8 protein-coding genes are annotated in these 13,014 nt (G+C 63.8%); 6 read left to right on the forward strand and 2 right to left on the reverse strand.

What is annotated here, in order from left to right:
- Positions 1-207 precede the first annotated feature (207 nt).
- A complete protein-coding gene (locus tag O9Z70_RS13150; protein ID WP_286019898.1) occupies positions 208-999 on the forward strand; it encodes an inositol monophosphatase family protein in 792 nt (263 codons plus the stop codon).
- Positions 1,000-1,395: 396 nt separating this feature from the next.
- On the opposite strand, the gene O9Z70_RS13155 is transcribed toward O9Z70_RS13150, so the two are convergent.
- Positions 1,396-2,367 carry an alpha/beta fold hydrolase gene (locus O9Z70_RS13155; protein ID WP_286019899.1) on the reverse strand — a complete coding sequence of 324 codons (972 nt, stop codon included), beginning with the start codon at positions 2,365-2,367 and terminating at the stop codon, positions 1,396-1,398.
- 421 nt (positions 2,368-2,788) lie between these two features.
- On the opposite strand from O9Z70_RS13155, the gene O9Z70_RS13160 reads away from it, so the two are divergent.
- The 5 genes from O9Z70_RS13160 (at position 2,789) to hpt (ending at position 11,374) form a co-directional block, all read left to right on the forward strand.
- Complete coding sequence (locus tag O9Z70_RS13160; protein ID WP_286019900.1) at positions 2,789-3,244, forward strand: Hsp20 family protein; 456 nt, start codon at positions 2,789-2,791, stop codon at positions 3,242-3,244.
- Between the two features lie 145 nt (positions 3,245-3,389).
- A complete protein-coding gene (gene dps / locus O9Z70_RS13165; protein WP_286019901.1) occupies positions 3,390-3,863 on the forward strand; it encodes a DNA starvation/stationary phase protection protein Dps in 474 nt (157 codons plus the stop codon).
- Between the two features lie 492 nt (positions 3,864-4,355).
- Positions 4,356-9,068: a glutamate synthase large subunit gene (gene gltB, locus O9Z70_RS13170; RefSeq protein ID WP_286019902.1), complete on the forward strand. Its 4,713-nt coding sequence runs from the start codon at positions 4,356-4,358 to the stop codon at positions 9,066-9,068.
- 159 nt (positions 9,069-9,227) lie between these two features.
- Positions 9,228-10,655 (forward strand): glutamate synthase subunit beta, encoded by a 1,428-nt coding sequence (locus O9Z70_RS13175; protein ID WP_286019903.1) that lies wholly within the window; start codon positions 9,228-9,230, stop codon positions 10,653-10,655.
- 179 nt (positions 10,656-10,834) lie between these two features.
- Complete coding sequence (hpt, locus tag O9Z70_RS13180; protein WP_286019904.1) at positions 10,835-11,374, forward strand: hypoxanthine phosphoribosyltransferase; 540 nt, start codon at positions 10,835-10,837, stop codon at positions 11,372-11,374.
- A 40-nt stretch (positions 11,375-11,414) separates the two neighbouring features.
- Here hpt and O9Z70_RS13185 read toward each other — a convergent pair whose 3' ends face one another.
- Complete coding sequence (locus tag O9Z70_RS13185) at positions 11,415-12,974, reverse strand: UxaA family hydrolase (protein ID WP_286019905.1); 1,560 nt, start codon at positions 12,972-12,974, stop codon at positions 11,415-11,417.
- Between the last annotated feature and the right edge of the window lie 40 nt (positions 12,975-13,014).

Genomic DNA, 13,014 nt, shown 5'->3' on the forward strand with positions numbered 1-13,014 from the left:
CTACCGGGATGAGCCGATTTGCCCCCGATCACAAGGAACAAGTCGGTTTTTCACAGCAGACGGGCCGACTTTGTTGCAAAAAAGAATCAGCCAATCTCGCCCTATTCGCCGGCCCGCCGCGATTTCCAACCCGTAATTTCACCAACTTTCGGCTACAAGGCCTTTAATCTCAAGGTCTTGCCCGCCGGCGCCCAGGACATATAGCCCATGCCCGCCACAATCGACTTCGCTCGCATCCAATCCGTGCTTCTGGCCGCTGCCGACGCCGCCGCCGCGCGCACCCTGCCCCTGTTCCGCACGCCGCTCGCCATCGACAACAAGCTCGAAAGCGGCTTCGATCCGGTCACTGAGGCCGATAAGGGCGCCGAATCCGCCATTCGTGCCGTCATCGCCGCGGCTTTTCCCGACCATGCCATTATCGGCGAGGAATGGGGCCGCACCGGCGAGGGCCGCTATAGCTGGATCATCGATCCGGTGGACGGCACCCGCGCCTTCATCTCCGGCGCCCCGGTCTGGGGCACGCTAATCGCTTTCGCGATCGACGGCGTGGCCGTGGCCGGACTGATGAGCCAGCCCTTTATCGGCGAGAGCTTTCTGGCCATTCCCGGCCGCTCGCTCTATCGGCGCGGCGACATCGCGCTGGCCAATCGCAGCAGTGGCCAGACCGAGCTGGCCGCCGCCCGCGTCTTCACCACCACGCCCAACCTGTTCCAGGGCGAGCATTGGAGCAAATGGCAAGCCATCGAGACGGCGACGCGATTGCAGCGCTTCGGCATGGATTGCTACGGCTATGCCCTGCTCGCCGCCGGCCATGCCGATCTGGTGATCGAACCCTATCTCAACACCTATGACATCGCCGCCCTTGTCCCCATCATCCGCGAAGCCGGCGGCGCCATCGCCTGCTGGGACGGGTCCGAGCCGACCGGCGGCGGCGACGTGGTGGCCGCCGCGACACCCCAATTGCTGGACAAGGCACTGGCCCTCATCAACGCCGTTTGAGCCCAGCATCCCTCCTGGCGCGAGGACGACTCGCCTCCAAGGCGGAATGTTTACATCGGCACTGCGAGCCAAGCTGTCTCGGAACATGAGGCCCTTAGCTCCCTCCCCCTTGAGGGGAAGGCCGGGGAGGGGGTGCTGCGGTTCCTACATATCCGGCAGCCTCGCCCTGGCTCCGACACCCCACCCTCAATCCCTCCCCTCAAGGGGGAGGGAGGCGAAAGAGCCGCCGATCCTGTCGCCGGGGCAAGCACCCCAATGTCATTCCCGCGACGGCGCCCCTCCCCCCACTCGTCACCCTCGCGCTCGACGCGAGGGCTCTTGCAGCACCACCCATGAACAAGGGACCCTCGGTCGCGAGGCTGACGAGCGGTGCTGCTGGGACGGTCGCGCGCCGCCCTAGCTCTGCTCGGTGATGAACGCGTCGAACGCCGCCAGCACCTGGCCGCGAATGGCATCGCTTTCCATGAACAGCTCGTGCCGCGCCCCGGCAATCACCATATGCCGGCCGGTTCGCAGCCGCAGGCCCAGACTTTCGATATTCGGCGTCGAGACGACCCGGTCGCGCGCCGCCGCCAGCATCAGCAGCGGGATTTTGAGCTGACCGGGAAAGCTGTCCTTGCCCGCCTCCACCATGGCGCGCAAGGCGGCGGCCAGCCAGCGGAAGGTGGGCGATCCCAGATAGAGACCGTCATCGGCGCGGATGGTCTCCACCATGCGCTTGTAGCGCAGCATGTCCGAGGTCAGCGGATTGTCCGGATACATGGCCTCGTCCGGCCGCCGGTCGCCCCGGCGCGCCATCGGCAGACGCCCAAGACCGAGAAAACTTGCAGTCTCCGCGAACAAGGCCCAGCGCGGCAGGCTCTGCTCCATGCCGTGCAGCCCCACCATCGGCGTCGAGAGAAACACCCGGTCGAACATCATCCGGTCGCGCGTCGCCGCATAAAGGCTGGCCAGCCCGCCCATCGAATGGCCCACCAGATAATAGGGGCCGGGGCAATCGGGCAGCAGGATATCGGCATGAAAGCTCCTCAGGTCGGTCCAGTAATCGTCGAACCGGTCGACATAGCCCAGTTCCCGATTGCCGATTAGCCGGTCCGAGCCGCCCTGCCCGCGCCAGTCGAAGGTCGCCACGGCGAAGCCGCGTTGGCGGAAATCCTCGATGGTCTCGAAATATTTCTCGATATATTCGGTCCGCCCCTGCACCAGGCACACGCTGCCCTTGGGCGCTCCCTGTCCCTTGGGCCAGAGCGCGTAGCGCAGCCGCACCCTGTCCGGGGTGGTGAAATAGCCCACCCGCGCGCCTTCCGGCACCGGATTGGACGGGATGGCGGTCAATTTCGGTCCATTCGGATCGACTTGGGCGGTCACGTTCGGCCTCGCAGCGACATTGGCACCAGACCATATCGGGACCAGGTAAAAAAAGAAAAGCCAGCAACCGAACGGGCTGCTGGCTTTTCCGTCTGCGCGGTTCCTTGCGGGGGGCGGATGAAGGAACCGTCAGGGCAGTGAACTCCCGAACCGGATTGTTCCGGCCGCGTCCACATACCGCTTTCTAGAGCCGCGCCGCTGAACGGCAGCGGAGCGATGTGTTCATCCGCCGTTCATGCGGCCAATCCTGGTTCGATTCCACGCCAACGGGCTCTTGAACCCCTCAAATCCCCACCTACATTTCTGGTATCCGCCGGCTATCCGGGGATTCCGGCCCTGCCCAGAGATGATGTTCGCCGCTTTCGGGAACATCGCGGGATGAGGGGCCGAGACCACACGTTGCTCATGGAGAATGTGACCAATGCAGACTTATGATTTTTCCCCCTTCTATCGCTCCACCGTCGGTTTCGACCGTCTGTTCAGCCGCCTCGATTCCCTGTCCGGGCAGGAAGCCAAGACCTACCCGCCCTATAATATCGAGCGCACCGGCGACGATGCCTATCGCATCTCCATCGCCGTAGCCGGGTTTTCCAATGGCGATATCGCCGTGGAGACCAAGGAGAACAGCCTGGTGGTCAAGGGCGCCAAGGCCGCCGACAATGGCGACGGCAAGCGTGAATTCCTCCATCGCGGCATTGCCGAGCGCGCTTTCGAGCTGCGCTTCCAGCTTGCCGATTATGTCGAGGTCACCGGCGCCAAGCTCGAAAACGGCCTGCTGCATCTGGAGCTGAAGCGCGAATTGCCCGAGAGCAAGAAGGCGCGCACCATCCAGATCGATGGCGGCAGCGCTGTTCTTGAGGACAAGTCCGTCAATTAAGGCCTTGTCCAGCGGATGAGAAAGGGGCGCGGTCCGCAAGGTCCGCGCCTTTTTTCTTGTCCAGGGAACAAGTTCCGCTTCTGCCAGTTGAGCGCATGCAGGCCCCACGCCTCCCGTTTTTTACCCAGCGTCAAGGATATCCTTCATGAAAACCCCCTCCATCGCCCTCAAGGCCAATGCCAAGTCCGCCGTGATCGACGTGCTCAATGCCCGCCTCGCCGATGCCATCGATCTGGCGCTGATCACCAAGCAGGCGCATTGGAACCTCAAGGGTCCCAATTTCATCGCCGTGCATGAAATGCTCGATCCCATGCGCGCCGCCATCGACGAACATGTCGACATCATCGCCGAGCGCGTCGCCCAGCTCGACGGCATCGCCCTGGGCACCAGCCAGGTCGTCGCCAAGGCGACCAGCCTTGCCCCCTATCCCACCGATATACGCAAGGTCACCGACCATCTCGCCGCCCTGGCCGACCGCTATGCGGCGCTGGCCAATCAGGTCCGCGAGGATATCGACACCACCGACGAAGCCGGCGACGCCGACGCGGCCGATATCCTCACCGCCTTTTCCCGCGAGCTCGACAAGAATCTGTGGTTCATCAAGTCCCACCTCGAATAGGCGCCCGGCCGGCTCCGGCGGGATGCCGCCGGCGATAGGACTTCGGCTTCTCTTTTTACCAATCCGCTGCTCCGCCGGCCTGTTGCCGGCGGATTCAGGCAAAACTCCTACATTTTCCTATCGTATTTTCAGCGAAAACCCTATTTTTGCTGCTCCCGATGTGCGAAATCGCTTGCCGGAAATTTCAAAACATGCAAATGTCGCCAGACTAGGACAGTGATCCTGCCCTAAAAACCAGGCGCCGCGCCGCTCTCCGCGGTCAGCGCCGGCCGGTTCGCGGTTCCGCCGATCGAGGGCGGTGGCGAATCGGCGGGGCTTGAGCGCCCGAATTCGAGCGGCCATTTGGATGCAGCGCCACTCCATGTGACATGAGTGAAAGCGCCGCCGAGCCGTAGCCGCTACGACCCGGGCGCCGACGCGACCCTGCTCTCCGGCGGCCTGCCGCCACATCATCATCCGGCCCGCAAGGGCCCATAGCGAGGAAAGCCTGTCATGGTCATCAGCCCGAGCGGATCGAAGCAAACGCCCACACGACATCGCGCCGCCGGCCCGGAACAGGGACGGCCGGCGGCACAAGGACTGTACAACCCGAACAACGAACACGATGCCTGCGGCATCGGCATGATCGCCAATATCGGCAACCGGCCCAGCCACGACGTGGTGCGAAAGGGCCTGGAAATCCTCAGAAATCTGGAACATCGCGGTGCGGTGGGCGCCGACCCGCTAATGGGCGACGGCGCCGGCATCCTGGTTCAGACCCCGCACGCCTTCTTCGCCAAGGCGCTGCCCTTCGAGCTTCCGCCCCGGCATCATTATGCCGTCGCCATGCTCTTCTACCCCAATGTGCAAGCCCTGCGCGACCGCTGTGCCGACTTGGTCCAGCGCTGCCTTGCCGATGAGGGCCTGACGCTGCTGGGCACCCGCATCGTTCCCACCGACAATAGCCGGCTCAGCCCCGGCGTCATCGAAACCCAGCCGCTCATCGAGCAGATGGTCATCGCCCGCCCCGCCGACCTCACCCTCGACGAGTTCGAGCGCAAGCTGCTCATCGCCCGCAAGGTCATTTCCAACAGCGTCTATGAGGACATCCCCGAAAGCGACAGCGATAACGGTTTCTATGTCGTCTCCATGTCGGCCCGCACCCTGGTCTATAAGGGCATGTTCCTGGCCGACCAATTGGGCGCCTTCTATCCCGACCTCTCCGACCCCGCTTTCGAAAGCGCCATCGCCCTGGTGCACCAGCGCTTTTCGACCAATACCTTCCCCTCCTGGAAGCTGGCCCATCCCTATCGCATGACCACCCATAATGGTGAGATCAACACCATTCGCGGCAACGTCAACTGGATGGCCGCCCGCCAGGCCTCGGTGCATTCGCGCTATTTCGGCGACGATATCGGCAAGCTCTGGCCGATTTCCTACGAAGGCCAGTCCGACACCGCCTGTTTCGACAATGCGCTCGAATTCCTGGTGCGCGGTGGCTATCCGCTGCCCCATGCGGCGATGATGCTGGTGCCCGAAGCCTGGGCCGGCAATCCGCTGATGGATGAAAAGCGCCGCGCCTTCTATCAATATCACGCCGCCCTGATGGAGCCCTGGGACGGTCCCGCCGCCATGTCCATTTCCGATGGCCGCTACGTCTTGGCCATGCTGGACCGCAACGGGCTGCGCCCCGCGCGCTACCTCGTCACCCGGGAAGGCCATGTGGTGCTCGCCTCCGAATCCGGCGTGCTCGACATTGCCGACGAGGACGTGATCGAGCGGTGGCGCCTGCAACCGGGCAAGATGCTGCTGATCGACCTCGAACAGGGCCGCATCATTTCCGATGACGAGATCAAGGCGGGCCTGGCCACCGCCAATCCCTATGGCGACTGGCTGGCCCGCACCCAGATCGTGCTGGAGGACCTGCCCCCGGTCGCCCCCAAAGCGCCCGAGGCCACCGCAGCCCTGCTCGACCGGCTCCAGGCCTTTGCCTATACGGAGGAAGATTTCAAGCTGCTGATGGCGCCCATGGCCGTTACCGGCCAGGAAGCCGTGGGCTCGATGGGCACCGATACGCCCATTTCGGCGCTCTCCAACAAGCCCAAGCTGCTCTATACCTATTTCAAGCAGAACTTCGCCCAGGTCACCAATCCGCCCATCGACCCGATCCGCGAGGAATCGGTGATGAGCCTGGTGTCCTTCATCGGGCCGCGCCCCAACCTGTTCGATCTTGAGGGTCTGTCCACGCTCAAGCGCCTCGAAGTGCGCCAGCCCATCCTCACCAATGAGGATCTGGAAAAGATTCGCGGCATCGGCGATATCGCGAGCAACCAGTTCAAGACCCGAACGCTCGACATCACCTATCCGCGCGAAAACGGCGCGGCGGGCATGGAAGCGGCCATCGAGGCGCTCTGCCGGGAAGCCGAGCAGGCGGTGCGGGGTGAATATAACATCATCATCCTCTCCGACCGGCTGGTTTCGGCCGATCGGCTCGACATCCCGACCCTATTGGCGCTGGCCGCCGTGCATCACCACCTGATCCGCAAGGGCCTGCGCACCTCGACGGGCCTGGTGGTCGAAACCGGCGAAGCTCGCGAAATCCACCACTTCGCCATGCTGGCCGGCTATGGCGCCGAGGCCATCAACCCCTATCTCGCCTTCGAGGCATTGCAGGCCCTGCATGCCGAGGGCAATTATCCCGAGGAAGTCTCGGCCGACGAAGTGGTCTATCGCTACATCAAGAGCGTCGGCAAGGGACTGCTCAAGGTCATGTCCAAAATGGGCATTTCCACCTATCAATCCTATTGCGGCGCCCAGATTTTCGACGCCGTCGGGCTCAATTCCGCTTTCGTCGCCAAATATTTCTTCGGCACCGCCACCGCCATCGAGGGCGTCGGTCTCAAGGAAGTCGCCGAGGAAACCGTCCGCCGCCACAGCCTCGCCTTCGGCGACGACGCCGTCCTGCGCAAGCAGCTCGATGTCGGCGGCGAATATGCCTATCGCATAAGAGGCGAGAAGCATGCCTGGTCGCCTGACGTGGTCGCCGACCTGCAACATGCCGTGCGCATGCAGGGGGAAAGCCCCGAAAATGCCCAGGACCGCTATAACAGCTTCGCCGCCCGGGTGAACGCGGCGGAAAACGGCTATCTGGCCATCCGCCACCTGTTCGACATCCGCCCGCTGGGCGAGGCGCTGGCGCTCGACGAGGTCGAGCCGGCCGCCGAGATTGTCAGGCGCTTCGTCACCGGCGCCATGAGCTTCGGCTCGATCAGCCGCGAGGCCCACACCACCCTCGCCATCGCCATGAACCGCATCGGCGGCAAATCCAATACCGGCGAGGGCGGCGAGGAGCCCGACCGCTACAAGCCCCTGCCCGACGGGTCGCGGAACCCGCTGCGCAGCGCCATCAAGCAGGTTGCCTCCGGTCGCTTCGGCGTCACCACCGAATATCTGGTCAATGCCGACCAGATCCAGATCAAGGTGGCCCAGGGCGCCAAGCCCGGCGAAGGCGGTCAATTGCCCGGCCACAAGGTCGATTGGGTCGTCGCCAAGACACGCCATTCCACCCCCGGCGTCGGCCTCATCAGCCCGCCGCCGCACCACGACATCTATTCCATCGAAGACCTGGCCCAGCTCATCTACGATCTCAAGAACGTCAATGAGCAGGCCGATATCTCGGTCAAGCTGGTGTCGGAAATGGGCGTCGGCACCGTCGCCGCCGGCGTCGCCAAGGCGCGCGCCGATCACATCACCATTTCCGGCTATGACGGCGGCACCGGCGCCTCGCCGCTGACCTCGCTCAAGCATGCCGGCGGCCCTTGGGAAATCGGCTTGGCCGAAACCCACCAGACGCTGGTGCTCAACCGCCTGCGCTCCCGCGTCCGCCTTCAGGTCGATGGTGGCCTCAAGACCGGTCGCGACGTGCTGATCGGCGCCCTGCTCGGCGCCGATGAATTCGCCTTCTCCACCGCCCCGCTGATCGCGGCGGGCTGCATCATGATGCGCAAATGCCATCTCAATACCTGCCCGGTTGGCGTCGCCACCCAGGACCCGGTGCTGCGCAAGCGCTTCAAGGGCACGCCCGAGCATGTCATCAACTACTTCTTCTTCGTCGCCGAGGAACTGCGCGGTCTGATGGCCGGGCTCGGCGCCCGCACGCTTGACCACTTGATCGGCCGTTCCGACCTGCTCGACCAGCGCCGCGCCGACACCCATTGGAAAAGCTTCGGGCTCGACCTCGCCAAAATCTTCTACAAGCCCGAACCGCTCGGCGGCGACAGCCTGCACCATTCCGAGCGCCAGGATCACCATCTCGACACGGTGCTCGACCGCCAATTGCTCGAATTGGCCGCCCCGGCGCTGGACAGCGCCAATCCGGTGCAGATCGACCTGCCGATCCGCAGCCGCGACCGCTCCACCGGCGCCATGCTTTCGGGCGCGCTGGCCCGGAAATACGGCCATGAGGGCCTGCCCGAGGACAGCATCGCCATCAAGTTCACCGGCACGGCCGGCCAGGCTTTCGGCGCTTTCCTCGCCAAGGGCATTGCCATCGACCTGGTGGGCGATGCCAATGATTATGTCGGCAAGGGCCTGTCCGGCGGCCGCATCGTCGTGCGCCCTTCCGACCGGGCGGGCTTCGATCCGGACAAGGCGATCATCGTGGGCAATACCGTGCTTTATGGCGCCATTGCCGGTGAATGCTATTTCCGCGGCGTGGCCGGCGAACGCTTCGCCGTGCGCAATTCCGGGGCCATCGCCGTGGTCGAAGGCACCGGCGATCATGGCTGCGAATATATGACCGGCGGCCTCGTCGTCGTCATTGGCCCCACCGGTCGCAATTTCGCCGCCGGCATGTCGGGCGGCGTCGCCTATGTGCTCGACGAGGATGCCAGCTTCCGCTCCCGCTGCAACCTCGCCATGGTCGATCTCGAGCCGGTGCAGGAGGAGGAAGACCTCATGCAGAAGCTCCACCATCATGGCGGCGACCTCGAATGGCATGGCCGCGTCGATATTTCCGGCGATATGACCCGACACGACGACGAGCGCCTGCATCAGCTCATCTCCAACCATCTGCACTATACCGGCTCCACCAAGGCCCGGCAGATTCTGGAGAACTGGGTCGAGATGCGGCCGAAATTCGTCAAGGTCATGCCGGTCGAATATCGCCGCGCCATCCTCGAAATGGAACGGAAGCGCGCCAGCGGCGCCCATGTGGCGGCCGAATAAGCCGCCGGCGTTAGACGACTAAGTCCACCGGGTCATTTCCGCGAGAGCGGGAACCTCAATTGCCAAGCCAACGGCGAAAACAGAGATCCCCGCTGTCGCGGGGATGACCCCGAAAATGTCGAAAGCGCCCCGGCGCTCAATACAGATAGGGAAACAGCCATGGGTAAAGTCACCGGCTTTCTCGAAATCGAACGCGAAGAGCCCCGCTATGAGCCGGCCTCCGACCGCATCCGCCATTTTGGCGAATTCACCATTCCGCTCACCGAGAGCCGGGTGGTGGATCAGGCCGCCCGCTGCATGGATTGCGGCATCCCCTTCTGCCATGGCGACAATGGCTGTCCGGTCAACAATCAAATCCCCGACTGGAACGACCTCGTCTATCATGGCGATTGGCAGCAGGCGGCGCGCAATCTCCACTCGACCAACAACTTCCCCGAATTCACCGGCCGCATCTGCCCCGCCCCCTGCGAGGAAGCCTGCACGCTGAACCTCGAGGACGTTCCGGTCGCCATCAAGACGGTGGAACAGGCCATTGCCGACCGGGCCATCCGCTCCGGCTGGGTCACGCCGCAGCGGCCTACTCAGCGGACCGGCAAGACAATCGCCATTGTCGGCTCCGGCCCCGCCGGTCTCGCCGCCGCCCAGCAATTGGCCCGGGCCGGCCACGCGGTGCAGGTCTATGAACGCGAGCCCAAGGCCGGCGGCCTGCTGCGCTACGGCATTCCCGATTTCAAGCTAGACAAGCACCATATCGATTTCCGCGTTTCGCAGATGGAAGCCGAAGGGGTGGTTTTTCACTATGGCGTCAATGTCGGCGTTAACACTCCGCTAACCGATCTGGCCGGACGTCACGACGCCGTGCTGCTCTGCGGCGGCGCCGAAAAGCCCCGCCCCGTCGATGTCGAAGGCAGCGCCCTGGCCGGCGTCCACTTCGCCATGCCCTTCCTGGTCCAGCAGAATCGCCGCACCGGCGGCGAGGATGTCTCGGGCGAATTCCCGCTCAGCGCCGCCGGCAGACATGTCGTGGTCGTGGGCGGCGGCGATACCGCAAGTGATTGTATTGGCGTCTCTTTCCGCCAGGGCGCCCTGGCGGTGACGCAGCTCGACGTGCGCCCCATGCCGCCGGAAATGGAAAACAAGCTGACCAATTGGCCCAATTGGGCGGTCAAGATGCGCACCTCTTCCTCCCAGGCCGAAGGCGCCATGCGCGAATTCGCCGCCGGCACCATGAAAATCCTCGGCAATGCCAAGGGCCAGGTCACCGGCGTCGAATGCGCCCGCGTCGACCGCCAGCGCCAACCCATTGACGGAACACAGTTTATTATCAAGGCGGACCTGGTGCTCTTCGCCATCGGCTTTGCCGGCCCGATCCAGGAAGGCTTGCTCGGCGAACTGGGCGCCGACCTCGACGAGCGCGGCAATCTCTTCGCCGACACCTTCGGCTACCAGACCTCCATTCCCGGAATCTATGCCGCCGGCGACATGCGCCGTGGCCAATCCCTGGTCGTCTGGGCCATCCGCGAAGGCCGCCAGGCCGCCCGCGCCATCGACAAGGACCTGATGGGCCGAACGGATTTGCCGCGCTGATACCGGCCTTTTCTCAGGCATCCAGCTGCCCCCGGGCTTGACCCGGGGGCCAGTTTCCGCCAGCACTTCGGCTCGAAGACCTCATGGTGAGCCTGTCGAACCACGAGGTCGGGCCCGCGGAATATCCAGCATCCGCGAACCCATGCTCCGACAGGCTCAGGATGAGGTTCAAGAGGCCGATGCCCCCAGCCCCCTATGTCGTCGACCAGCTGATTTCCGCCAAGGCCATCGCCGCCCGCGTCGAAGCGCTGGCCCGCGAGATCACCGAGACCTTCAAGGAGACCGACAAGCTCGTCGTTATCGGCCTGCTGCGCGGCTCCTTCATCTTCATCGCCGATCTGGTGCGCGAGATCGACCTGCCGGTCGAGGTCGATTTCATCGAGGCCTCCTCCTATGGCAGTGCCATGGAATCGAGCCGGGAAGTCCGCATTCTCAAGGATTTGCGGGGCGAGATCGCCGGGCGCGACGTGCTGGTGGTGGAAGACATCATCGATACCGGCCACACGCTCAAGCACGTGCTGCAGATTCTCGAAACCCGCCATCCCCGCCGCATGGAAGTCTGTGCCCTGCTCAACAAGCCCAGCCGCCGCGAGACCGAGGTTCCCGCCCGCTGGATCGGCTTCGACATTCCCGACGAATTCGTCGTCGGCTACGGCATCGACTATGCCCAGCGCAACCGCAACCTGCCCCATATCGGCAAGGTGAGGTTCGTCGAATAATCTCCGTTCTCCCTTCTCCCACAAGGGGAGAAGAAAACCCCTACATCACCGCCCCGACCTGCCAGGGCACGAATTCATTGTCGCCATAGCCCAGCGCCTCGGACTTGGTCTTCTCGCCCGAAGCCACGCGCAGCAGGCACTCGAAAATCTCCTGCCCCTTGTCCTCGATGGACACGCCTTCGACGATATCGCCGCAATTGATGTCCATGTCGTCCATCATGCGCGCATACATGTCCGAATTGGTCGCCAGCTTGATCGATGGCACCGGCTTGCAGCCATAGGCCGAGCCGCGTCCGGTGGTGAAGGCCAGGATATTGGCGCCGCCCGCCACCTGCCCGGTCGCCGAGACCGGATCGAAGCCCGGCGTGTCCATGAACACGAAGCCCTTTTCGGTCACCTTCTCGGCATATTCATAGACCGCCGTAAGCGGCGTGGTGCCGCCCTTGGCCGCCGCGCCCAGCGATTTTTCCAGAATGGTGGTCAGCCCGCCCAGCTTGTTGCCGGGCGAGGGATTATTGTTCATCTCCCCGCCATTGCGGCCGGTATAATCTTCCCACCAATGGATGCGCTGGATCAGCTTTTCGCCCACTTCCTTAGAGACGGCGCGGCGCGTCAGCAGATGCTCGGCGCCATAGATTTCCGGCGTTTCCGAGAGGATGGCCGTGCCGCCATTGCGCACCAGGATGTCGGCGGCGACGCCCAAGGCCGGATTGGCGGTGATCCCTGAATAGCCGTCCGAGCCGCCGCATTGCAGCGCCAGGGTCAGATGGCTGGCATCCACGGTTTCGCGCCGCGCCCTGGCGGCGATGGGCAGCATTTCCTTGATCCGCTCCACGCCCCAGTCGATCATCTTCTGCGTCCCGCCGATCTCCTGGATCGTCATGGTCTGGAAGGTGTCGGTTTCCTTGAGGTTATAGGCTTCCTTCATCTTGTCGATCTGGAACGCCTCGCAGCCCAAACCCACCAGCAAGGCGGCGCCGAGATTGGGATTGGACGTATAGCCCCATTGGGTGCGGCGGAAGATCTGGTAGCCTTCTCCGCTCAAATCCATGGCGCAGCCGGTGCCATGCACGAAGGGGATCACCCCGTCGATCTCGGGATAGTCGTCCAGCGCGCCGGAACGATTGATCGCCTCCGCCATGAACTTGGCCACCGTCGCCGAGCAGTTCACCGAGGTCAGGATGCCGATATAATTGCGCGTGCCCACCGAGCCATTGGCGCGCCTGAAGCCCTCGAAGGTCGGGCGCTGCGCTTCCGGCACGAAATCCACCGGCATCACGCCTTCGGCAAAGGCATAATCATGGGTCAGCGTGCCGTCGGCGCCGCCCATGCCGCAATTGTGCTCATGCACCCAGTCGCCCGGGGCGATGCCGTCCTTGGCAAAGCCGATGATCTGGCCGAATTTCATCACCGCCTCGCCGGCGGCGATCGGGCGGGTCGCGAATTTATGCCCGCGTGGCACCCGGCGGATAATGGCGACGCCCTGCGCCGTTTGTGCGCCCACCTCTAGATTGGCCAGGGCCACGCCGATATTGTCGGCGACATTGAGCACAAGGGTCTTGCCCTCTGGCGGGCGGGTCATGGTCATGGTCTCGGTCATGGCAATCAAGGTTCCGGGGGCTTGAAAACATCGCAAGGTG

Origin of the sequence: Devosia sp. YIM 151766, from assembly GCF_030285925.1 — a bacterium.
In the GTDB taxonomy this organism is placed as follows: Bacteria; Pseudomonadota; Alphaproteobacteria; order Rhizobiales; family Devosiaceae; genus Devosia.